Annotated in this window: 16 protein-coding genes; 6 read left to right on the forward strand and 10 right to left on the reverse strand. The window is 71.2% G+C overall.

The genetic code is table 11. The features are described from left to right. Positions 1-54 precede the first annotated feature (54 nt). The gene (locus tag FOF48_RS18030; RefSeq protein WP_143903319.1) at positions 55-660 is read right to left on the reverse strand and encodes an RICIN domain-containing protein; all 606 of its coding nucleotides are present in this window, start codon (positions 658-660) and stop codon (positions 55-57) included. A gap of 381 nt (positions 661-1041) precedes the next feature. Between FOF48_RS18030 and FOF48_RS18035 the strand changes: the two genes are divergently transcribed. Beyond that, positions 1042-1371, forward strand: a complete 330-nt coding sequence (locus FOF48_RS18035; protein WP_143903321.1) for a hypothetical protein — start codon at positions 1042-1044, stop codon at positions 1369-1371. 87 nt (positions 1372-1458) lie between these two features. Here the strand turns inward: FOF48_RS18035 and FOF48_RS36490 are convergent, their stop codons facing one another. Continuing rightward, positions 1459-1596 (reverse strand): hypothetical protein, encoded by a 138-nt coding sequence (locus FOF48_RS36490; protein ID WP_161667115.1) that lies wholly within the window; start codon positions 1594-1596, stop codon positions 1459-1461. 595 nt (positions 1597-2191) lie between these two features. Here FOF48_RS36490 and FOF48_RS18040 point away from each other — a divergent pair. After that, positions 2192-3382: a DUF2380 domain-containing protein gene (locus FOF48_RS18040; RefSeq protein WP_370456593.1), complete on the forward strand. Its 1191-nt coding sequence runs from the start codon at positions 2192-2194 to the stop codon at positions 3380-3382. After that, entirely contained in the window at positions 3379-3849 is a 471-nt protein-coding gene (locus FOF48_RS18045; protein WP_143903325.1) for an NUDIX hydrolase, read from the forward strand. The genes FOF48_RS18040 and FOF48_RS18045 overlap by 4 nt, the downstream gene beginning before the upstream one ends. 75 nt (positions 3850-3924) lie before the next feature. Here the strand turns inward: FOF48_RS18045 and gor are convergent, their stop codons facing one another. Continuing rightward, complete coding sequence (gor, locus tag FOF48_RS18050; protein WP_143903327.1) at positions 3925-5355, reverse strand: glutathione-disulfide reductase; 1431 nt, start codon at positions 5353-5355, stop codon at positions 3925-3927. Between the two features lie 260 nt (positions 5356-5615). Between gor and FOF48_RS18055 the strand changes: the two genes are divergently transcribed. Together FOF48_RS18055 and FOF48_RS18060 are read left to right on the forward strand one after the other, a co-directional pair. Continuing rightward, positions 5616-9095, forward strand: a complete 3480-nt coding sequence (locus tag FOF48_RS18055; RefSeq protein WP_255442327.1) for a serine/threonine-protein kinase — start codon at positions 5616-5618, stop codon at positions 9093-9095. Between the two features lie 7 nt (positions 9096-9102). Next, positions 9103-9972 carry a methyltransferase domain-containing protein gene (locus FOF48_RS18060; RefSeq protein ID WP_186001963.1) on the forward strand — a complete coding sequence of 290 codons (870 nt, stop codon included), beginning with the start codon at positions 9103-9105 and terminating at the stop codon, positions 9970-9972. Here the strand turns inward: FOF48_RS18060 and FOF48_RS18065 are convergent. The 3 genes from FOF48_RS18065 to FOF48_RS18075 form a co-directional block, all read right to left on the reverse strand. Further along, on the reverse strand, positions 9962-10822 hold the full coding sequence (locus FOF48_RS18065) for an SDR family NAD(P)-dependent oxidoreductase (RefSeq protein ID WP_143903331.1): 861 nt from the start codon (positions 10820-10822) through the stop codon (positions 9962-9964). The genes FOF48_RS18060 and FOF48_RS18065 overlap by 11 nt on opposite strands. A 141-nt stretch (positions 10823-10963) precedes the next feature. Continuing rightward, positions 10964-12223: a hypothetical protein gene (locus tag FOF48_RS18070; RefSeq protein ID WP_143903333.1), complete on the reverse strand. Its 1260-nt coding sequence runs from the start codon at positions 12221-12223 to the stop codon at positions 10964-10966. Positions 12224-12250: 27 nt separating this feature from the next. Then, positions 12251-14521 (reverse strand): hypothetical protein, encoded by a 2271-nt coding sequence (locus FOF48_RS18075; RefSeq protein ID WP_143903335.1) that lies wholly within the window; start codon positions 14519-14521, stop codon positions 12251-12253. Between the two features lie 278 nt (positions 14522-14799). Between FOF48_RS18075 and FOF48_RS18080 the strand changes: the two genes are divergently transcribed. Continuing rightward, on the forward strand, positions 14800-15342 hold the full coding sequence (locus FOF48_RS18080; protein ID WP_143903337.1) for a DUF2378 family protein: 543 nt from the start codon (positions 14800-14802) through the stop codon (positions 15340-15342). Here FOF48_RS18080 and FOF48_RS18085 read toward each other — a convergent pair. The 4 genes from FOF48_RS18085 to FOF48_RS18100 form a co-directional block, all read right to left on the reverse strand. After that, positions 15324-16079 carry a lysophospholipid acyltransferase family protein gene (locus FOF48_RS18085; protein WP_143903339.1) on the reverse strand — a complete coding sequence of 252 codons (756 nt, stop codon included), beginning with the start codon at positions 16077-16079 and terminating at the stop codon, positions 15324-15326. The genes FOF48_RS18080 and FOF48_RS18085 overlap by 19 nt on opposite strands. Then, positions 16076-17044: a 3-oxoacyl-ACP synthase III family protein gene (locus FOF48_RS18090; RefSeq protein ID WP_143903341.1), complete on the reverse strand. Its 969-nt coding sequence runs from the start codon at positions 17042-17044 to the stop codon at positions 16076-16078. Before FOF48_RS18090 ends, FOF48_RS18085 begins: the two co-directional genes overlap by 4 nt. After that, positions 17041-18912, reverse strand: a complete 1872-nt coding sequence (locus tag FOF48_RS18095) for a cyclic nucleotide-binding and patatin-like phospholipase domain-containing protein (RefSeq protein ID WP_143903343.1) — start codon at positions 18910-18912, stop codon at positions 17041-17043. The genes FOF48_RS18090 and FOF48_RS18095 overlap by 4 nt, the downstream gene beginning before the upstream one ends. Before the next feature lie 87 nt (positions 18913-18999). Then, a complete protein-coding gene (locus tag FOF48_RS18100) occupies positions 19000-22200 on the reverse strand; it encodes an efflux RND transporter permease subunit (RefSeq protein ID WP_143903345.1) in 3201 nt (1066 codons plus the stop codon). Between the last annotated feature and the right edge of the window lies 1 nt (position 22201).

Below are 22201 nucleotides of genomic sequence, written 5' to 3' on the forward strand. Positions count from 1 at the left end.
ACGGTGTTCAGCCGCGTTGCCCATCTCCGGGCTGGGTGCTCACGGATGGGGCTGTCAGGGGCCGAAGTACCATTGCTGGTTGGCGCCACCCCAGCAGTCCCAGACCGCGCCGCGGGCACCGTTGTCATTGCTGAGTGCGTAGATCTCCAGGCACTTGTTGTTGAACCTGCTCCGAATCTGGTTTCCGTCCCGGTACCACTTCTGGTTCGCGCCGCCCCAGCAGTCCCACATGCCAACCGTGGCGCCGTTGTTGTTGTTGAATGAAAGCACCTCAAGGCACTTGTTGTTCATGGTGTTGCGGATCTCTTCGCCGTTCCAGTACCACTTCTGGTTCGCGCCGCCCCAGCAGTCCCACATGCCGGAGCGGGCGCCGTTGTTGTTGTTGAAGGCGTAGATCTCCAGGCACTTGTTGTTCATGGAGCTGCGGAGCGTGAAGATTGAGGCAAAGGAAGCCGGGCTGTCTTCGGACCCGCCGAGCCTCGAGTCTCCGCCCTCTGGAGTCCCGTCGGTTGGGACGGCGTCCTCGTGTTCGACGATGAGCCGTGGGTCCTCGGCCGTGGGGCTGGGTGTGTTCACGGTGCTCGTTGTTTCGTCCCCTGCGCCATGGGCCGCGAGCGGAATCGTCAGGAGAAGGCTGATGAGAATCTCTTTCGTGGTCATGTCTGTCGGTCTCTGGAAAGGCACCGCATGGGCGCCATTGAGCGCTGGATGCGCCCGGGTTCACATGTTCAGGGTGGGGTGATTTGCGAGCAATTGGCTTTGCGCCCAGGGATTGTGTTGCTCGTGGTCCCATCGAGGCCATGAGACAGGGCCGGCGTCGTAGCGACACGAGGGTGGTTCAAGGTCGCTCCGTGAACGCTTCCCCGCTGAAGCGTTGGCCCGCCTGCACTTCCCGCGAGCGCACGAACACCCGCTCATGAGGCGAGTGCTAGGTCTCCAGCGCGGCCCGTGCTCCTCGACAACACAGCGTGTCTTGAGTTCGCAGCAACAGGCCGTGTCGCCGCATCCACCCGGAATCGCCCGATCCCAAGGAGAACCCCCATGAGCCTCAACATCACGACCCAGCATGCCGAACTGAAGAAGGAGCTTGACCGAATCAACTCGGACAATCGCGTCTCCTTCACCGAGTTCCAGCACATCCGCGATGCGGCCGATGCCAAGATCGACAGGCTGACCGCTCCGGAGCTCCAGGCGCACCTGAAGAAGCTTCAGAAGTCCGTCGATGACGCGGTCGAGGTGCTCCAGCAGGTGGCGCTGGCCGCCAGGAAAGCCAAGCTCGATGACGCCGCCAAGGCGGCGCTGAAGGAGTCCGTGTCCTACCAGATCACCTATCTGGCCATGGGCTTCAAGACGAGCGTCGAGCGGCTCTGAGGGACCACCGCGGGCATGAGGCTCTCGCAGGGCCTCATGCCCGCGGCGAGGAGGTCCTTCAACGAGGGGACACACCCGGGAGTCGCTTCACTCCCGTGTATCCCCCGGAGGCGTGGCCACCACCTCGCGCCCCAGCTCCAGCATCGTGGCGCTCTCCGCCGGGTCCGGGCGCTTGTCGCGCGGGGAGGTGCGGGGTGGGCGTAATGCATCGTCTGTCCGAGACATGAACCCCCGCACCCGTCGGCCCGACACGGCCGGCCTCCATTTTCTCTCACCCACGAGCAGCAACGCAGCCGGTCAGGGCCAAGGTGAACGTCAGACGTGTGTCCTTTGCTCCCTTCGTCGGGGCATTCACAGGAGACGCGTATGCGAATGACGCGAAGTTGGGCGGTATGGCTGTGGCTGCTGTTCCCCTTGTTGGAAGGGACGCTGCGGCCTGGTGCTTTCGCCTCGGTGGGCCTGGGGGTGGACAATGCGCGCTGAGGCCCTGTTGCTGGCCGTGGCGATGCTGGCCACGGGATGCGCCTCCGTGCCGCAGGCTCCCGGGCATGGCCGGAGCTTGAGCCATGCGCCGCGTGGGGCTCCTGCGCCCGCGTGGGTGGAGGCTCCGGGGGATGAGCCTCCACGCGCATTGCGCTCCCCACCGTCCTCCATTTCGGGACCTGGGATGTACCAACGGCTGCTGCGCCGCCAGGGGCCACGCGACGACGCGACAGGCGCTGGGGACGGCAGCAGGGTTGGAGCCGTTGGGGGCGGGGGGCAGGGCGCCGTCCTGACACGCCAAGCCGTCCTCGCGGCCATCGGAGAGGTGCGGGGCTCCATGGACAGCAGCGAAGCCGCGCTCTCCAAACTGGCGTCCCGTCCTCCAGCCCTCGTGGGATGGGGCTTCACCGGCGTCTTCACGCGATACCTCGACCAGGGCTCAAATCAGTTGACGTGGCTTCGTGACGCGCTCGGGAGCGCCACCGCGTTGACGGATGCGGCCTCGGAAGCCGGTGACACGGACCTGGAGTTGGGCTTGCTGCGCATGACAGGGCCGAAGCTCCAGGCGGCCCAGTTCGGGACCCTCCTGCTTGCCACCTGGGTCGATTTCCTCCACCTCGCTGACGCCATTTTCAGAAACTGCCCGATGTGCAGCGTCGAGAAGTTGTTCGCCGACCTTCATCGCGTGCAGGGAATGATGGAGCCCACGCTGGCGGACCTCTCTTCGCTGGACCCGGAGCGGGTCGAAGCGGCGACCCTCGCGATGCCCGAGTTGATGGGGTCGCTGACCCGTGAGTTCGACATGCTCCATCGAGAGACTCGCTCGACCATGAAGCTGGGCGGGCAGGTCATCGCGGCGATGCAGGCGTTGGAGATGGTCGCCATGATCTCCACGCTGAAGATGTCACTGCCACGGGGGCCGCCTGCGGCTCCGGCGACGCTCGGCGTGGGCCTTGTGATGACTTCCGGTGGAGTCATGGTGGGCTCGCGGATTGTTGTCTCCGCCGAGTGGGTGGAGATGATGCGAAGGCTCGTGCAGGCGGGCGTCATCTCCGTTCCTGCCGTCAGCGCGGCCGTCCGCATTCACGGTGGACAGGTCATGATGGCCCAGGCGCATCAGGACCTACCCAAGGGCGTGCGCGACGCGTTGGGAGACAGCCCCGAAGTGCGCGGCATGCACGAGACCGGCAGGGCAGGAGCGGGCATGTCCGACGCACCCAAGCACCACGTGTTGCCGCAAGAGCACCGCGAGTGGTTCGAGCAGCGCGGCTTCAAGGGCGACATGGACATCGACCAGTTCTGCGTCCGGCTGGAGCAGGCTCACCACGAGGCGATCCACGGCGGGGGAAACTGGAAGCTGGGGCGCACATGGCCCGGCGAGTGGAACCAGATGATCATGAAGGCCCTGCGCGACGCGGAGGCTAGGACTGGTCGGATGTTGACGCGGAACGAAATCCTGAGGCTCGTCGCGAAAAACATGCGGGATTATAGAGTTCCAATGAACTTCACTCCCGGGCGAGGCCGATGAGCGGCGGAGAAGCTTGGCAGGGCAACGTCAGGGCACGTCTCTACGAAAGGGTCCGGGAGCGTGGCTACAACTCACTCACCTCCTTTGCCGAGGCGCACCCTGCCGTTCCGCTGTACGTGTTAGCCGACGCGCTTGGCAAAGATGACGTTGCGGCGGTGCAGGTGTTGAGCGGATTGCTTGCAGAGGCGGAACAGCGCAAGCAGGTCACACGCTTCGTCCGCGATGTGCTCGTGCGTGAACTGGCCGAGGGACTCCCCGATGGTTGGCCGGTCGTGATGGACGACGCAAACCGTTTCGAGGTCGCCATGGCTCTCGGTCGTTGGTCGTCCTACACGCCAGAAACGCACGAAGAGCGTGTAAGGCGGGCCGGAGATGCACTCCTCGCCCATCCACCACCACCTGGCTGGCGACCGCTCGGTCCCGATGACGAACTGCTCCGGACGCTCCTTCCTGACGAGGAAGCCTGACCCGCCCAGCGAGTCGCCATGTGCCCCCAGTGTGCCCCTCCACCGTGGAACGAGGGGACACACCCGGGAGTCGCTTCACTCCCGTGTATCCCCCGGAGGCGTGGCCACCACCTCGCGCCCCAGCTCCAGCATCGTGGCGCTCTCCGCCGGGTCCGGGCGCTTGTCGCGCAGGGTGACGAACTCCTCCGCGGCCGTGGGGTGGATGCCCACCGTGGCGTCGAGCTGCTTCTTCGTCACGCCGCACTTCAGCGCGACGGCGAGCCCCTGGATGATCTCCGGCGCGTCCGCGCCCACCATGTGGAAGCCCAGCACGCGCTCCGTGCCGCGCTCCACCACCACCTTCATCATCGACCGTTCATCGCGGCCGGTGAGCGTGTGCTTCATCGGCCGGAAGCTGGAGACGTAGACGTCCACCTTGCCGTAGCGCTCCATGGCCTCGCGCTCCGTGAGCCCCACCGTGCCCACCGGGGGCTGGCTGAACACCGCGGACGGCACGTTCTCGTGGTCCATCGTCACCGGGTTGTTCCGGTACAGCGTCTCCACCATCGCCCGGCCTTCCGCGATGGCCACCGGCGTGAGGTTGAGCCGGTCCGTGACGTCCCCCACCGCGTAGATGCTCTCCACCGATGAGCGCGACTGCCCGTCCACCACCACCGCGCCCCGCGCGTCCAGCTTCACGCCCGCCTCTTCCAGGCCCAGTCCCCGCGTGTTGGGGATCCGCCCGGTGGAGTACAGCACCGCGTCCACCTCCAGCGTGTCCCCCATGCGCGTCATCAGGCTGAGCGTGCCGTCGCCGCGCTTCTCGATGTCCGAGATGAACGTCTCCGTCCGGATGTCCACGCCCTTCTTGCGCATCTCCTGCGTCAGCGCCGCGCGGATGTCATTGTCGAAGCCGCGCAGCACCGTGTCGCCGCGGATGAGCATCGTCACCTTCACGCCCAGCGCCGCGAAGATGCCCGCGAACTCCACGCCGATGTAGCCGCCCCCCACCACCGCCACCCGGCGCGGCAGCGACGGCAGCTCCAGGGCTTCCTCCGACGTGATGGCGTGCTCGATGCCCGGCACCTCCGGCACGTAGGGCCGTCCGCCCGTCGCCACCAGGATGCGCTCCGCCGTGTAGCGCCTCCCCGCGACCTCCACCGTGTGCGCGTCCACCACCCGGCCCCGGCCCTCCACCAGCGTCACGCCCGCGTCGCGCAGCAGCCGCCCGTAGATGCCCGTCAGCCGGTCCAGCTCCTTCGCCTTCGCCGCCTGGAGCCGCTTCCAGTCCAGCGCGGGCCCGTTCACCGTCCAGCCGTAGCCCGCCGCGTCCTCCAGCTCGTAGCGAAAGTGTGATGCGTACACGAGCAGCTTCTTGGGCACGCACCCCCGCAGCACACAGGTGCCACCCACGCGCCCCTCCTCGCAGATGGCCACCCGCGCCCCGGAGGCCCCCGCGCGCCGGCTGGCCGCCACGCCGCCAGACCCCGCTCCCAGCGTGAACAAATCGAAGTCGTAGCCCGCCATCGATGTCCTCCTCCGTGTGTTGAAACAGGGTGTTTCATCACCCCACGGGAGAGGGGCCTGCCGGGCCCTGCCCGCCGGGCCGCCCCCCCGGGGTCCGAAGCGCCAACTGCTTCGCCTGCCCTCGTCACATTCAATCCCCTCCCGCACGGGAAGGGGAGATATCCTCACGGGCAGGGCGGCCCCCCCTCATGTCTCACCCTCCTTCCTGCCAGACTTCCCCCCGCGCGGATTTGCCGGAGGACTCCGACACGTCCCCGGGCATGAGTCCGGAGGTGGTGGGGCGCCGCTACCGCATCCTCGACCTGCTGGGCCGAGGCGGCGCGGGCACGGTGTGGCGCGCGCAGGACGGCCTGTCCGGCCCGGTGGCCCTCAAGCGGCTGCACAAGACGGTGGCGGACCTGGCGCGGCGCCCCGGGCGGGGCACCCCTTCCGCCTTCGCGACCCAGGGCATGGCGCTGTCGCTGGCCCACGAGTTCCAGACGCTGGTGTCGCTGCGCCACCCGCACGTCATCCGCGTGCTGGACTACGGCTTCGACGTGGAGGGCCGGCCCTACCTGGCCATGGACCTGCTGGAGGACGCGCGCACGTTGGTGGAGGCCGGCGCGGACGCGCCCCTGGTGGTCCAGGTGGGGCTGTTGATCCAGACGCTCCAGGCGCTCGCGTACCTGCACCGGCGCGGCATCATCCACCGCGACTTGAAGCCCGGGAACGTGCTGGTGGTGCGCGGGCAGGTGAAGGTGCTGGATTTCGGCCTCGCGGTGGGACGCGACCAGCAGGGTCGGCGCGCGCACCCCGCGGGCACGCCGGGCTACCTGGCCCCGGAGCTCTTCGAGGACCAACCCCCTTCCGAGCAGACCGACCTCTTCGGCTTCGGCGCCATGGCGTGCCAGATGTTCTTCGGGCGCCTGCCTCACGCCGGTCAGGTGTTCGCGACGCCGGGCTTCCCGCCCGCGCTCAAGGGCGTGCTGGAGCGGCTGGTGGCGCCCGACGCCCACCGCCGGCCGCGCGACGCGGAGGCCGTCATCGCCGCGCTGTGCGACGCCTCCGGCCAGTCCCCGCCCGCCGAGTCCGCCGCCACGCGCGAGAGCTTCCTCCAGTCCGCGCGCTTCGTGGGCCGCGTGAAGGAGCGCGAGCATCTGACGGACGTGCTCGACAAGGCGCTCTCCGGCCAGGGCGGCGCGTGGCTCATCGGCGGTGAGAGCGGCGTGGGCAAGTCGCGCCTGCTGGACGAGCTGCGCGCGCTGGCGCTGGTGCGCGGCGCGGTGGTGCTGCGCGGCCAGGCGGTGGACACCGGCGGCGGGCCGTACCAGGAGTGGCGCGCGGTGCTGCGCTGGCTGCCCATGCTCACGGAGCTGTCCGACCGCGAGGCGCGGGTGCTCCGGCCCCTGGTGCCGGACCTGGAGTCGCTGCTGGGCCACGCGGTGCCGGCCGCCCCGGAGGTGGACGCGGAGATGGTGCAGCTGCGCCTGCACCAGACGGTGGAGGACCTCTTCTCCCGGCTGCCACAGCCCACGGTGATCATCCTGGAGGACCTGCACCAGGCGCACGCCGAGTCCCTCCAGCTGCTGGGACAGCTGGCGGCGCGGGCCCCGGGGCTGCGGCTGCTGCTGCTCGCGAGCTTCCGCGACGACGAGTCCCCGCAGCTGCCGGGGCAGCTCCCTGGCGCCCGCGTGCTGCGGCTGCCCCGCCTGGACGCGGAGGAGATCGCGCTGCTGGGCGAGTCCATGCTGGGCACCGTCGGCCGCAGGCCGGACGTGGTGGAGCTGCTGCTCCGCGAATCGGAGGGCAACCCCTTCCTGCTGGTGGAGGTGGTGCGCGCGCTGGCGGAGGACGCGGGCGGCCTGGACCGGCTGGGGGCCCGCGCGCTGCCCCAGCGCGTGTGGGCGGGCGGCATGCGCGCCCTGGTGCAGCGCCGGCTGGAGAAGGTGCCCCGGGAGGCGCGGGGGCTGCTGGACCTGGCGGCGCTCCTGGGCCGGGAGCTGGACCTGGGGGTGCTCCAGCGCGCCGCGCCGGACGTGGACGTGGAGGCGTGGCTCACCGACTGCGCGGCGGCGGCGGTGCTGGACGTGGCGGATGAGCGCTGGCGCTTCGCGCACGACAAGCTGCGCGAGCGGCTGCTGGAGGACCTGCCGCCCGCGTCCCGGCCCGCGCTCCACCGGCGCGCGGCGGAGGCGCTGGAGGCGGCCCACCCCACGGGCCACGCCGCGGCGCTGTCGTACCACTGGGGACAGGCCCAGGACGTGGCCCGCGAGGCGCTGCACGCGCGGCGCGCGGGCGAGGAGGCGCTGGCGGTGGGCGCGTGCCGGGAAGCGCTGCCGCTGCTCGCGCGGGCGCTGGCGGCCGTCCCGGACGCGACGCCGCTGGAGCTGGGCGGCCTGGAGGCGCTGCTGGCGGAGGCGCGCTTCCAGCTGGGCGACCTGGCGGCCTTCCGCGTGCACGCGGAGGCCGCGCTCGCGCACTTCGGCTGGCGCGTGCCGACGACGCGCGCGGCGTGGGTGCTGGGCACGCTGGGGCAGGTGCTGTCCCGGGTCGCGCAGAGCGCGCGGCCGGACGCGTACGTGGATGACTCCGCGCGGCGCCGCGAGGCGCGGCGGGTGGCGGGCCGGCTGCTGATGCGGCTCACCGACGCGTTCATCTACGCGCAGGAGGCGCTGCCGGTGCTCTGGAGCGGCCTGCGCATGCTCAACCTGTGCGAGCCCGCGGGCCCCACGCCGGAGCTGGCGCGCGGCTACACGGTGATGGCGGTGGTGGCGGGGACGGTGCCGCTGCACCGCGTGGCGGACGCGTGGGTGAAGCGGGCGCAGGAGGTGGCGGAGCGGGTGGGCCGCCCGGCGGACCTGGCCTATGTGCTCAACCGCAACGCGGTGTGCGCGGTGTACCAGGGGCACTGGGACGACGTGGAGGCCTGGCTCGCGCGGGCGACGGCCATCGTGGACTCGGTGGGGGACCTGCGGCTGGCGGAGGAGTGCCGCGCGCTGCTCACCGTGTCGGTGCTCTACCGGGGCCAGTTCGCGCGGGGCCTGCCGCTGATGGACTGGCTGGAGGCGTCCGCGGTGCGCCGGGGCGCGGTGCAGACGCAGCACTGGGCCATGCACTACCGCGCGCACATCCTGCTGCGGCTGGGCGAGCACGCGCGGGCCCGCGTGGCCCTGGAGCCGGCGCTCGCGTGGACGGAGGCGCACGGCGGCGTCACCGACCGCATCATCGTGGACGGCACGCTGGCGCTGCTGTGCCTGCGCGAAGGCGACAGCGTGGGCGCGCGCGCCGCGGCGGAGAAGGCGCTGGTGCGGCTGTCTGCGGGCAAGCCGGTGGCGCACTTCGTCTACTTCGGCGCGACGGCGGTGGCGGAGGTGCTGCTCACGCTGTGGGCGCGCGAGATGCCGGGGCCGGGCTTGCAGTCGCTCGCGCACAGCGCTCGGGCCGCGCTCCAGGCCCTGGAGGTCTTCGCCGGCGTGTTCCCCTTCGGCGAGCCCGCCGCGTGGCTGTGGCGCGGCTGCGAGGCGTGGCTCGCGGGCAAGCAGCGCAAGGCCTTCCGCGCGTGGAGGCGCTGTATCGTGGAGTCCGAGAAGCGGCGGACGCCCTACGAGGCCGGGCGCGCGCGGCTGGAGTGGGCCCGCCACCTGCCCGATGGCGACCCGGAGCGCGCGGAGCTGCTGCGGCGGGCGGTGGAGGACTTCACCCGGCTGGAGGCGCGCGAGGACCTGGCGCAGGCGCTGGCCGAACAGGGCACCGCGGGGTGAGCAGGCGATGATGCGTGTGCAGGACGTGGGGCTGCTGGCGTGTCCGGACTGTCGGGGCCGGCTGGTGTGGCACGGGCAGAGCGAGGACGACCGGCTGGACGAGGGGCGCCTGCGCTGCGGCGGCTGCGGCGAGACGTGGGAGGTGGAGGACGGGCTCGCCCGGCTCTACCGCGAGGACCGCGTGCGGGGCACGGACCGGCTGATGCGCCACATCTACGACGGGCTGCCCTCGCTGCATGACCCGCTGACGGCGGTGCTGACGCCGCTGTTCCAGTCCGTCTCCGAGTCGCGGATGCGCGACGGGTACATGCGCCGGCTGGAGCTGGGCTCGCTGAAGCGGCATGAGGACGGGCAGCCGGTGCGCGTGCTGGAGGTGGGCGTGGGCGCGGGCGCGAACCTGCCGCGCATCCGAGGGGCCCTGCCGCCGGGCCTTCCCGTGGAGGTGTGGGGGATGGACTTGAGCACCGGCATGCTGGCCCAGTGCGAGAAGCGGCTGCGCCGGGGCCGGGGCGTGAAGGACACGCGGCTGCTGGTGGCGGACGCGCACGCGCTGCCGTTCCGGGACGCCACGTTCGACCGCGTCTTCCACGTGGGCGGCATCGGCGGCTACCACCAGCCCGCGGTGGCGCTGCGGGAGATGGCGCGCGTGGCGCGTCCCGGCACGCCGCTGGTGGTGGTGGATGAGCAGATGGACGCGGACTTCCGGCCGTCGCTGTTCCAGCGCGCCGCCTTCCGCGCCCTCACGTTCTACACGCGCGAGGCGAGGAGCCCGCGCGCGCTGCTGCCCCCGGACGCGGAGGGCGTCATCGAGGAGCAGGTGTCACCCTTCTACTATTGCCTCACGTTCCGCGTTCCGGGGCCGGCCGTCACGGGTTGAGCAGCAGGTCCAGCAGCCGCAGCGTCATGCCCCCGGAGAAGTCGATGGTGGCGCCGTTGAACCAGGCCGCGTCATCGCCCACGAGCACGGTGACGAAGCGCGCCACCTCCTCCACCGTGCCCATGCGCCCCGCGGGGTGCATGGCCGCGTGGCGTGACTCCAACCGGGCCAGCGCCTCCGGCGAATAGACGTGGCGCAGGGCGGGCGTCATCACCGTGCCGAACTTGAGCAGGTTGACGCGGTGGCCCTTCGGGCCCAGCTCCATCGCCAGATGGCGCACGTACATCTCCAGCGCGGCCTTGGCGGCGCTGATGAGGCCGGTGTTGCCCAGGTGCGTTTCGTCCAGCGGGTTCTGCAGGCCCAGCAGGCGCGCGTCCGGGGCCAGCAGGTCGCGCCGCACCAGCGCCTGCACCCAGTACACGAACGAGTGCGCCATGCAGTCGAACGTGCGCTGCACGCGGCGCGGGTGCAGCCGGTCCGGGCCCTCGGAGAGGAAGTGCCCCACGGACGCGCCGGCGATGGCGTGGACGAACAGCTTCACGCTCCGGGGGCCCGCGCGCGCGAGCAGGGCGTCCGCGCCGGACTCGGCGGCCTCGGGGGTGGAGGCGTCCGCCTGCCGCAGGTGCACGTCCCGGCCCGCCTCCCGCACGCGGGCCTCCAGCTCGAGCGCGGTGTCCGGGTAGCGGCCCCGGTGCACGCCGAAGACGTTGAGCCCTGGCCTGCGCGCGACGGCCTTCGCGATGGCCGCGCCCGTGCCGGAGGAGGCGCCGAGGATGAGCGCCCACGCCGGGTCTGACGCGTCCTCCGTGGCGGCTGGAGGGGACCCGTCTGCTTCTCGTGGCACATGCATGGTGCCATCAATCATAGGAAGCAGCGCGCGACGGTGGGGGCCTCGACGGAGGGGAGGGCGGGACGGATCCGCCCGCGCCCTCCGTGAAACTCCGGGAGACGGGCCTTCGCGAGGTCCGTCAGGGGCCCGAGGTCCGCCGGGTCAGGCGGCCTGCTGGACGGGCGCGAGCCCCAGCGCGACGCGGAACTCGTCGTCCGACTCGAAGACCTCCAGGTCGTTGTCGTCGGGCGCCTTGCCACGAGCGCGAGGGTCGAGCAGCTGCCGCAGCCGGGGTGCCCACCTGCTCCCTCCCGTGGTCAGGGTCTCGTTGAGCGCCTTCAGGGTCTTCGCACGGACCTCCCGGAACTCGGGCGCCTCGCGGGGGACGCCCTTCTCCAGCAGGGCGCGGGCTTGTTGCCCATGGGCCGCGGTCAGGTTGACGAGGATGCTGCCAGGCACGGCGACACCGGGGTAGCGCTCGCGGAACTCGTCGACGTAATGGACCGTCTTCGCGACACCCTCCGCGCCCTCCCAGAGCGGCAGGTACGTCAGCCAGTCGTAGACGCTCTCCGCGAGCCGGATGCTTCCGGGGGGCTTCAAGAGCGCATGGGCCTCTTGCACCTGCCTCCAGGCTTCCTCCCGGTTCCCGGTGAGATTCAGCAGCCGGGTGAGCTCCACCCGGAGCTTGGGGTTCTTGGGGTCGAGCTCGATGGCCGAGCGAAAGGCGGTGATGGCCTCGCCCGGGTTGTTCCGGATGGCCTGCGCGCGCGCCCACAGGGGGACGTCCTGCCCACGGACGTCCCGCAGGGGCCGCTCGGTGACAAGCTCGGCGGCCTTCTGCTGCGCTTCGGAGACCTCCGGCCGCTCCTCGGGGACGGGCACCGGGGCCTGCGCGAGCGCCTCCCGGGTCTCCTCGTCGTACGTCGCCTGATCCGCCCGGCGGAGCTCCCGCGGGAGATAGAGCCGCGTGCAGAGGTAGCCGCCGATGAAGCCCTCGACGGAGAAGAGCACGATGATGGCCTCCGCCAGGGACTTGGTCAGGCCCGGCGTGTTGCCCGTCATCTCCAGCGCGACCGTCGCGATGGCGGTGGGCAGGCGCGACAGCTCCACCAGCCCGACGCCGATCAGCAGCTTCGTGAGCCAGTCGGAGATCTGCTCCAGGTTCGTGTTCACCCCGAGCACGTAGCGGGAGGAGCCCGGCGTGGGGTCCGCCGCCTCCTGCTGGAGCACCTTGGGAATTCCGAAGAGGAAGCCCAGGAGCCCGCCCAGGCCCAGCCAGGCCAGCGGCCAGAACACCGCCAGCCCGACGCTCTGTGGGGACAGGCCTCCGACCTGGAGGGCGCAGAGGAGCACTTCCGTCAGCAACAGCGCCAGCGCACCCAGTTGAATCCGGCGCGTGGTCGTATCCGAGAAGGTCGCCATGGGGGTTCGGTCTTTCCGGAAGGGACTTCAGCCGTGCGACGTGACGAACCGCTTTTCACCCACTTCAATGGTCAGGCTCCGTTGCATGCCCGCCTCCAGGCCCCACCGCTTGCCGAGCATGTCGAGCCAGCCCATGAACGCGGCGACGCGGAAGTCGTCGCAGACCAGGTCGTCCAGGGCCACGAAGGCCTGCTGCACGACGGAGGTCGCGTCGCTCTCCGGGATGACGGTCTCGCTCTGGATGGCCTTGTTCAGCGCGCTGAGCTTGTCGAGCAGGTCCTTCCAGAAGGCATGCACCTTCCCGTACGGCCTGCCTCCGATGTCGCCCCCGTAGCGCGACGACTGCTCGAGCACGTCCGAGAACGTGCCGGTGAGCCCGCTCAACTCCCACTGCGCGGCGGAGGCGCCGTCCGCCCCGGCGTGGGTCTTCAGGTGATACCCCACGTTCGCCCTGGCGCGGTCCCGCGTCCAATCCCTCCCGCCGTCCTTCAGGTAGGCGTCCCAGAGCGGCGTGTAGAGCTCTTCCCTCCGGTCGATGTTCCTGCGCACGGGCTGGTTGGCCCGGGGCAGCGCGCGCGCCAGGGCCCGCGCGAAGGCCTGTCGCTCCAGGACGGGCTCCGTGCCGAGCTTCGCCAGCAGCTTCCGGAAGCTGTCGGTGTCCACCCGCAGCTCCAGCCGCGAGGACGCCTGCGTGCCGCCGGGGGCCACGCGGAAGAAGCGCTCCACCAGCTCCACCAGGTCCTCGGGGCGCAGGACGCCCCAGACGGTGGCGGCGTCCAGCTCGCCCTGGATCAGCTCCTTCGACAGCGCGTCCTCCACCTTGCGCTGGGCGAAGAAGGCGAACTCGAACTCATCCGCGCTGGGCGTGAGCGAGTAGCGCGGCATCTGCGCGCTGAAGTCGGTGCCCCAGCTGGAGGTCCTCCCCCCGTACAGGAGGCCGGAGCTGGAATAGCTCCGGGCGCCCAGGAAGGCGTAGCGGCGCGGGCCGTTGCGGTGGTCGCGCGACGCGTGCTGGACGACGGCCTTGAGCTTCCGCCGGTCCTCTTGCGTGGCGAAGTTGACGTCGCGCCAGCTCAGGCCCAGGCCCCAGGAGCGCTCGGACTCGACGGTCTTCATGTGGAAGTAGCGCTTCAGCCACGCGTTCTTCACGCGGCTCTGGATGGAGGCGAGGTCCCCGGAGATGAAGTCGCCGTGCGCGGCCGCCAGCTGATCCGCGGGGACCTCCAGCTCCATCAGCGTCGAGTCCTCGGTGCTCCGGACGTACTCGTAGGTGAAGGCGGCCTTGAGCGCCCCGCTCACGACCGAATCGACGAAGGCCTTCAGCTCGTCGTAGGCGGCCCGGATGGACGCCAGCGTGAGGTCCGACGACTTCAGGAAGCCCAGCTGTTTCAGCGCGGCGCCCGCGACCTGGAGGAGCACGGGCGTGAGGGCGTTGTTCTCCAGCCCCTCCACGAGCTTCAACGCGTCCTGCACCCGCGAGTCCACGGCGCCGAGGATCGCGGCGAGCAGCGGCGAGGAGTACTGCAGCGTGACGCCCACCCCCACCTGGGTCCCGGCGGAGTCCGAGGTGGCCTTGCGAACCGACACGCGGAACGGCCCGTCGACCGTCGGGCGGGAGAAGACGAGCCGGAACTCGTCCTTGAGCGACACCGTGCCTCCAATGGACGCGCCCGCCTCCACCTTGAAGTCGAACACCAGGTTCCCGGCCAGGCGCTTCGCGAGCGCGGACGCCAGGGAGCCGCTGAGGATGGACCAGGACACCTTCACCCCGGCCTTCAGCTCCAGGGCGGACTGGAAGGACAGCGCGTCCCCGGGCCGCAGCGCCTGCACGTCCCCCACCAGGAAGGGCAGCCGCAGGGACTTCGCGTCCGCGCCCAGCGCGGCCTCCAGCGTCTGGGTCGCGGTGTGTTGCCGGTAGTCCGTCACCAGCACCTGGACGGTGCCCCCGCCGCTCAGCTCGACGAAGGGAAAGGGGCCCACGCCCGTGGCCTCCGCGTCCAGCTGGGCCGCGTACTTCAGCCAGCACGCGGTCCCATCCGGTGAGTAGAGCGGCTCCACCGTGGAGCCGTCCGACTCCTTCGGGGCGACGCCGATGATGCCGTGCGCGTCCTTGTCATCCGGGTCGTTGAAGAGCTCCACGGAGGCCTTCAGCGCCGCCCCCAGGGACACCTGTCCGCCCGGAATGGGGATGGGCTTGCTCCCGCCCAGGTCCGCGTTGCCCAGCGCCTGGTCGTGCGCGGCATTGCCCAGGGCGAGCTTGAGAGTACTCACCACGGGAATGTTGATGCTCCAGCTCATGATGTCCCCCCAGTCGTAGTGTCATCCTGTCCCTTGGACAGACGGGCAATCATTGCCGCAACGGGCCGCGAAACGACGTGTGACGTCAGGGAGGGGTGTCTGTTGATGAATCCACGAAGCAGGGGCGGGGGCTTTACGCGGCACGGGACCTGTCAGGGTGTCTCCCGGTCGAAATCGTCATCACCCTGGGGATGTAGGGGTTGTTCACAAGTCCGCGACGGTCTAACCAGTGGGCACCGAGCCACGTCATCCCCCGAGACGTGTCACAGGAGCCCCTTGTGTCGAACCCGTCCGAGATCGTCTTCGGCCATACGGTCGAAGGTCTGCTGTTGGCCCTGAAGGGCCGGCTGGAAGGCCCCTTGCGCGCGAAGCTGAAGGCCGCGGGGCTGGACCTGGACCGGAAGCTGGAGCCCGCGTATCCCAACGCCATCTGGCAGCGGCTGCTCCAGATTGGCGCGGAGGAGCTGTTCCCGGGCGTCCCCATGGGCGAGGCGCAGTGGCTGCTGGGCGAGCGGTTCGTCACGGGCTACTTCGAGACGAACATGGGCCGCGCGCTGCACGGCGTGCTGAAGCTGCTGGGCCCCGCGCGGGCCCTGGAGCGCACGTCGCGCAACCTGGCCTCCGGCAGCAACTTCCTCCACGTGGAGGTGGACCGGCTGGCGGACCGGGACTACCGCATCAAGGTGAACGAGGGCGGGACGTACCCGCAGTTCATCGGCGCCATCTGTCACTTCGGAACGCTGACCACCGGCGTGAAGGGCCTGACCACGGTGGTGGAGCTGCGCGAGGGCCGCGCCGCCACCTACCGCGTCCGCTGGTAGCCGCCGCGCGCCGCGTCCAGCAGCCCCTGCACGGCGCCCGTCACCTCCCGGTGCACCGCCCGCAGGGACTCCCGGTCCCCCGCGTCGAAGCCCGGGACCAGATGGGACGCCAGCGGCTCTCCTACCCACTGGGTCATCTTCACCGGGAACGGCAGGGACAGGGGCCACAACCCCGTGGCGCCCACGCCCAGCCACAACGGCAGACGTCCTGGCATCCCCACGCGCTTGCCCCAGGCATAGCCGTCATTCAGCCCCACGTACGCGTCGTCCATGCCGTGGCCCGCGATGGGGATGATGGGCAGCCGGTGGCGCACGGCCAGCCGCAGGTAGCCCAGCCGGTCCCCCCAGTCCACGCGGTAGCGGTGCCGGAAGTCGCGGCAGCCCTCGCGCGTGCCGCCCGGCTGCACCAGGACATGCTCGCCCCGCGCCACCGCCTCCTCCAGCAGCGGCCCGTCGCCCGTGACGAAGCCCAGCCCGTCCGCCACCTGCCGCATGCCGGGGATGCTGTCGAAGGCGCCGTGCGCGATGCCGTGCGGCAGGTAGCCCAGGCGGTCGTGCAGCGTCACCGTCAGCATGCACAGGTCCGTGGCCAGGGGCCGCCCGTGGTAGCCCACCAGCAGCTTCGCGCCCGGCCTCAGGAGCGGCTCCAGGTTCACCACCTCGTAGCGGTGGTAGCGCTGGAGCAGGCGGAACGTCCCCAGCCACGCGGCCCTCGCCGCCACGGCCACCGCCGTCATCCGCCCACCCGGTACAGCACCGCGCCGTGCGCCACGCCCGCGCCCACGCCCACCAGCAGCACCCGGTCCCCGGGCTTCACCGGCCGCGTGCGCCACAGCCGGTCCAACCCCGTCCCGAGGGACGCGGAACCCACGCTGCCCACCGTGTCCACCACCGTCACGCTCTTCTCGGGCGGCACCTCCAGCGCCTGGAGGATGGCCGCGAGCATGCTGCCGTTGGGCTGGTGCGTCAGCACCCACGCCACGTCCGCCACCGTCAGCCCCGCCCGCTGAAGCACCTCCGACGCCGCGCGCTTCAGCGCTCCCAGCGCCACGCGCGTCATGTCCCGGGATGGCGTGAGGAAGCGCATGCCCTCCGGCCGGCCCGTCATGCGCGGGTTCTCCAGCACGACGTCCGGCGGGAGCGTGCCGTCGTTGCCGAAGGCGGCGCCCAGCACGCCCTCGCCCGGCCGCGCGTCGCCCAGCACCACCGCCGCCGCCGCGTCGCCCAGCACCAGGTAGGGCCGGGGGTCCTCCGGCCGCGTCGTGCGCGACAGCAGCTCCACGGACACCACGCCCACCGGCCCCAGCCCCGTCGCCACCGAGCGCGCCGCCAGGTCGAAGGCGCTCAGGAACCCCATGCACGCGTTGCCCACGTCCATGGCGTCGCAGGTGCCCGACAGCCCCAGCGCCGCCGCCACCCGGCTGCCGTTGGCCGGCGTGGTGACGTCCCCGCCCATGGACGACACGAAGAGGATGCGCTTGAGCGCGGACGCCTCCAGGCCCGCCGCCTCCAGCGCGCCCCGCAGGGCCTGGGCCCCCAGATCCGCCGCCCGCGTGCCCGCCGGGGCGAAGTGCCGCGTGCGGATGCCCGTCTTCTTCTCCACCTCCGCCGCGTCGCGCCCCACGCGCTCGCACAGCGCGGCGGTCGTCACCGGCGGGCCGGGGAGCACGCTCGCGGTGCCCAGGATGCGGACGGGAATCACGCGGCCCTCCTTCCGCCGCCCGTGTTGCGGCGCACGCGCAGCGACTCCCAGGCCTGCTTGAGCTCCAGCAGCTTCTGCTCCAGGTCCATGTCGCGCGCGGCCTCGTCCAGCACGTCGTCCACGTGCGAGAAGCGCATGGACCCGAGCAGCGGATGGTCGCGCGGGCCCACGTCATAGCGCAGGTCCCCGCGCGCCGACTCCAGGTCGCCGCTGCGGTGCAGCAGCAGCACGCCGCTGGCCAGCAGGTCCTTGGCCCGCGCCACCGGGTTGAGCGCGGAGAGGAACAGCCCCACCGCCCCGGGCAGCAGCGGCCGCGCGGCGTGGTGGTGGCCCATGGGGAAGATGTTGCTGGAGAAGACCAGGTCCGCGCCCGCGTCGAGCAGCACGTCCACCGGCACCATGCTGGTGAAGGCCCCGTCCACGTAGCGCGCGGGCGGCTGGAGCGTGGGCGCCCACACGCCCGGCGCCGAACCGCTGGCCCGCACCGCCAGCGCCAGCGGCCCCTTCTCCAGCACCACGCACCGGCCCGTGGACAGGTCCGTCGTCACCGGCAGGAAGGTCGTGGGCAGCTCCTCCAGCGCCAGGTCCCCCAGGTCGCCTCGCACCAGCCACTCCATGGCCTGCGTGGTGACCACGGAGGACAGCGCCGCCGCGGACAGGTGCCCGACCTTCGCGCGGTGCTGGAGCCGGCGCAGGCCATCCAGGCCCTCGCGCCCGTCGCGCGCGGTGCCGCAGAAGTACGCGCCCACCAGGGAGCCCATGCTGGAGCTGCTGAGGAAGTCCACCGGCACGTCCAGCGCCGCCAGCCGCCGCAGCAGGTGCACGTGGTAGAAGCCCCACACGCCGCCGCCGCTGAGCGCCAGCCCCACGCGCCGGCCGGTGATGGCGCGCGCCCACCGCGACAGCGCATCCCGCGTCCCCGCGTCCAGCCCCAGCGCGGCCAGGGGCCGCGAATCCCCCCTGCGCGCCACCAGCCGCTCCCAGTCCAGCCGCAGCCGGCACCCGGGCGGCGGCGCGGCCTCGTCCCAGCCGTCCTCGTCCGGCAGCGAGCGGCCCCGCAGCGTCGGGCTGCCCTGCGAGCGCCACGGCGACAGCAGCACCGTGGACAGCACCGGCGCTCGCGAGAGCTCCCCGGCGTCCGCTTCCCCCTCGGGCGGCACCAGCCGCACCTCGCGCGTGGCCAGGCCCTCCGGCACCGCGAGCCCGTCCACCAGCACGCAGTCGAAGTCCTCGTCCGGGGCCACGAACGGCGCGCCCCCGGCCTCCCGCGCGCGCGGCCCCACCGCGCGGCGGTACACGCCATCCGCGCCGCGCACCGCGCCCTCCGTCCGCTTCGTCCCGGCGCGCACCAGCAGCACCCGGTCCCCGAAGTCGTGGACCATCACCTTCGCCACCAGCTCCACCAGCGTGGACAGCACCGCGGGCGGCAGCTCCAGGCCCTGCGTCCGGAACGTCACCACCTCCGCGCGCGGCCCGCTCCCCGCTCCCGCCCCGCCGTGACGGGGCGCGGCCGCCACGGCGTCCAGCTCCGCGCGGGGAATGAACAGCGCGTGCGACGCGGACCGCGCCGTCACCGTGACGGGCCACGTGCCCCGCGCGAGCGCCTCCACGCCCAGCGACATGCCCGAGCGCAGGTGCAAGAGCACGGACCCTCCCGCCGTCACCTCCCACTCGCCCGAGCGCAGGAGGTAGATGCCGTCCACCTCCTCGCCTTCCCGGCAGACGCCGTCACCCGCGGCGGGCTCCACCAGCCGGGCCCTTCCCAGCAGGCGAAGGAGGACGGACGCGCGGGTGTGGCGCAGCGCGGGCGCCTGCTTCAACGTGTACAGCCACCGACGCCGCTCATCGACAGTCAGGGGAGAAGCCATGCGTCGGCCAAGGATAACCAAGGCGCTCCGGCGCCGGATAGCGCACCAGAGTGCTTGCTCCCAGTGCGGGTCCTTCCCGACTGGTTTCTACGCGGGCTGGGGTCGCGGCGGCTCCTCCTCGGGAGGGAGTGGCGGCGACGGCGGGGACGGTGGACCGCCCGTGGAGTTGCCGTGCTTTCGATGTTTCAGGATCTTCGTCCGAGCGCCTTCGACGATGGCGTAGAGCACCGGGATGAAGATGAGGTTGACGAAGGTGGAGAAGAGCATCCCGCCGAAGACGGTGGTGCCCAGCGACTTGCGCGCGGCGGAGCCCGCGCCGCTGGCCAGCATCAGCGGCACCACGCCGAAGAGGAACGCGAAGGACGTCATCAGGATGGGGCGCAGCCGCGTCTCCGCCGCGTTGATGGCGGACTCCACCACGCCCTGACCCTGGGCGCGCAGCTGTTCACCGAACTCCACGATGAGGATGGCGTTCTTCGACGCGAGCCCCACCAGCATCACCAGGCCCACCTGACAGAACACGTCGTTCACCAGCCCGCGCAGGGTCTGCAGGAGCAGCGCGCCCAGCATCGCCACGGGCACCGCGAGCATGACGACGAAGGGCAGGGCGAAGCTCTCGTACTGGGCAGACAGCACCAGGAAGACGAAGATGATGCCCAGCGCGAAGATGACGAGCACCGTGTTGCCCGCGCTCTTCTGCTCCAGGGACAGGCCGGTCCACTCGTAGGTGAAGCCGGGGGGCAGCGTCTGCTGGGCCAGGTTCTCCATGATCTGCAGTGACTGGCCCGTGCTGACGCCGGGCCGGCCCTGGCCGTTGATGTTCGCGGCGCGGAAGAGGTTGTAGTGGCTGATGGTCTGCGCGGTGGCGACGGGGGTGAGCTTCACCAGCGCCTCCAGCGGCACCATGCCTCCGGAGTCCGAGCGCACGTAGAAGCTGCCGATGTCCTTCGGGTTGTCGCGGAAGGGGATGGCCGCCTGCACGAACACGCGGTAGACGCGGTTGGCGAAGGTGAAGTCGTTCACGTACTGGCTGCCCATGTACACCTGGAGCGTGGAGAACACCGCGCTCAGGGGCACGCCCTGCGCCTTGGCCTTCTCGCGGTCCACCTCGATGTTGAGCTGGGGTGAGCCCGCGGAGTACGCGGAGAACACGCCGCGCAGCCGGGGCTCCTGGTTCGCCTTGCCCACCAGCGCCTGGGTCGCCTGCGCCAGCTCCTCCAGCGAGTGGGCGCCCTCCTGGTCCTCCAGCACGAACTCGAAGCCGCCCACGCTGCCCACGCCCCGGATGGCGGGCGGTTGCAGCGGCAGCACCCGCGCGCCGCCCACCTGCGACAGCGGGCCGCGCAGCCGCTCCACCATGGACGCGACGCTCTCCTCCTTCTTCTTGCGCTCCTCCCAGGGCTTCAGGTTGATGAAGAGCGAGCCGTAGTTGGCGCCCGTGCCCAGCAGGGAGAAGCCGCCCACGGTGAAGATGTCGATGACCTCCGGCTGCTTGTGGAGGATGGCCTCCACCTGGAGGAGCACCTGCCGCGTGTACTCCAGCGACGTGCCCTCCGGGCCCTGCACCGCGACGATGAGGTAGGCCTGGTCCTCGTCCGGGATGAAGCCGCTGGGCACGGAGCGGTAGAGCAGCCCGGTGGCGGCGAGGAACACGACGAACGCGGCGACGACGAGCCAGCGCGCCTTGCCCAGCATGAAGCCCAGCAGCTTCCCATAGCCGCGCCGGAGCGAATCCAGCCCGTCGTCGAACTTGCGCGCCAGCAGGAACTTCTTGCCCTCGTTGGCGCGCAGCAGGCGCGCGCACAGCGCGGGGGACAGGGTGAGGGCGACCAGCGCGGAGAGGCTGATGGAGAAGGCGATGGTGAGGGCGAACTGGCGGTAGATGGCGCCCGTCGTGCCGGGGAAGAACGACACCGGGATGAACACCGCGGAGAGCACCAGCGCGGTGGCCACCACGACGCCGGACACCTGCTGCATGCCTCGGGAGGTGGCCGTGTGCGCGTCCAGCTTGTCGTGCTCCATCACGCGCTCGACGTTCTCGATGACGACGATGGCGTCATCCACCACCAGGCCCGTGGCCAGCGTCAGGCCGAACAGCGTCAGCGTGTTGAGGGAGAAGCCGAACGCGTTCACGAACATGAACGTGCCCACCAGCGACACCGGCAGCGTCGTCACCGCGACCAGCACGCTGCGCCAGCCGTGCAGGAAGATGAAGATGACGATGATGACCAGCAGGATGGCCTCGCCCAGCGACTGGAGCACCTCCCGGATGGACGCGCTCACCGCGAGCGTCGTGTCGAACGCCACCTTGTAGGTGAGGCCGGGGGGGAAGTTGACCGACAGCCGCTTGAGCTCCGCCTCCACGCCCTCGCGCACCTGCAGCGCGTTGGAGCGCGGCAGCTGGGTGATGCCCAGCCCCACCGCGTCCTGCCCGTCGAAGCGCAGGAGCTGCGTGTAGCTCTCCGCGCCCAGCTGCGCGCGGCCCACGTCGCGGATGCGCACCAGGGCGCCGTCCGCCCCGCGCTGCACGACGATGTTCTCGAACTCCTTGGCGGACGACAGCTGCCCGTTCACCTGGAGGGACAGCTGGTACGCCTGGTCGCTGGCGGTGGGCGCCTGGCCCACCTTGCCAGCGCCCACCTGGACGTTCTGCTCCTGCAGCGCGAGGACCACGTCCTGGGCGGTGAGCTTGCGCCGGGCCAGCTCCGTGGGGTCCAGCCACAGGCGCATGGCGAAGCGGCGCTCGCCGAAGATGCGCACGTCGCCCACGCCCTTCACGCGCAGGAGCGCGTCGCGGATGAAGACGTCCGCGTAGTTGCTGAGGAACTCCGGGTCGTAGCGCTTCTCCTTGTCGAAGATGCCAAAGGCCACGAGCAGCTGCGTCTGCGCCTTGCGCACGGTGATGCCCAGGGCGTTGACCTGCGCGGGGAGCTGCGGCGTGGCGGTGGCCACGCGGTTCTGCGCGTCCACCGCCGCCAGGTCCGGGTCTCGCGACGGGTCGAAGGTGGCGATGATGGAGCACTGGCCGTCGTCGGTGCTGGTGGAGGCCAGGTAGCGCATGCCCTCCATGCCGTTGAGCTGGCGCTCCAGCACCGTGGTGACGGAGCTCTCCACCGTCTCCGCGGACGCGCCGGTGTACGTGGCGGTGATCTGCACCTGCGGCAGCGCCAGCTCCGGGTACTGCTCGATGGGGAGGCCGGGGATGGAGATGGCGCCCACGAGCGTGATGAGGATGGACACCACGCTCGCGAAGACGGGGCGCCGGATGAAGAAGTCGGAGAAGTGCATG

This window comes from Corallococcus sp. Z5C101001 (assembly GCF_007352635.1).
Lineage (GTDB): Bacteria > Myxococcota > Myxococcia > Myxococcales > Myxococcaceae > Corallococcus > Corallococcus silvisoli.

Excerpts from the sequence above, each read along its gene's own strand:
- FOF48_RS18030 (WP_143903319.1), bottom strand. The coding sequence starts at position 660 with ATGACCACGAAAGAGATTCTCATCAGCCTTCTCCTGACGATTCCGCTC.
- FOF48_RS18035 (WP_143903321.1), top strand. The coding sequence starts at position 1,042 with ATGAGCCTCAACATCACGACCCAGCATGCCGAACTGAAGAAGGAGCTT.
- FOF48_RS36490 (WP_161667115.1), bottom strand. The coding sequence starts at position 1,596 with ATGTCTCGGACAGACGATGCATTACGCCCACCCCGCACCTCCCCGCGC.
- FOF48_RS18040 (WP_370456593.1), top strand. The coding sequence starts at position 2,192 with ATGGACAGCAGCGAAGCCGCGCTCTCCAAACTGGCGTCCCGTCCTCCA.
- FOF48_RS18045 (WP_143903325.1), top strand. The coding sequence starts at position 3,379 with ATGAGCGGCGGAGAAGCTTGGCAGGGCAACGTCAGGGCACGTCTCTAC.
- gor (WP_143903327.1), bottom strand. The coding sequence starts at position 5,355 with ATGGCGGGCTACGACTTCGATTTGTTCACGCTGGGAGCGGGGTCTGGC.
- FOF48_RS18055 (WP_255442327.1), top strand. The coding sequence starts at position 5,616 with ATGAGTCCGGAGGTGGTGGGGCGCCGCTACCGCATCCTCGACCTGCTG.
- FOF48_RS18060 (WP_186001963.1), top strand. The coding sequence starts at position 9,103 with ATGATGCGTGTGCAGGACGTGGGGCTGCTGGCGTGTCCGGACTGTCGG.
- FOF48_RS18065 (WP_143903331.1), bottom strand. The coding sequence starts at position 10,822 with ATGCATGTGCCACGAGAAGCAGACGGGTCCCCTCCAGCCGCCACGGAG.
- FOF48_RS18070 (WP_143903333.1), bottom strand. The coding sequence starts at position 12,223 with ATGGCGACCTTCTCGGATACGACCACGCGCCGGATTCAACTGGGTGCG.
- FOF48_RS18075 (WP_143903335.1), bottom strand. The coding sequence starts at position 14,521 with ATGAGCTGGAGCATCAACATTCCCGTGGTGAGTACTCTCAAGCTCGCC.
- FOF48_RS18085 (WP_143903339.1), bottom strand. The coding sequence starts at position 16,079 with ATGACGGCGGTGGCCGTGGCGGCGAGGGCCGCGTGGCTGGGGACGTTC.
- FOF48_RS18095 (WP_143903343.1), bottom strand. The coding sequence starts at position 18,912 with ATGGCTTCTCCCCTGACTGTCGATGAGCGGCGTCGGTGGCTGTACACG.
- FOF48_RS18100 (WP_143903345.1), bottom strand. The coding sequence starts at position 22,200 with ATGCACTTCTCCGACTTCTTCATCCGGCGCCCCGTCTTCGCGAGCGTG.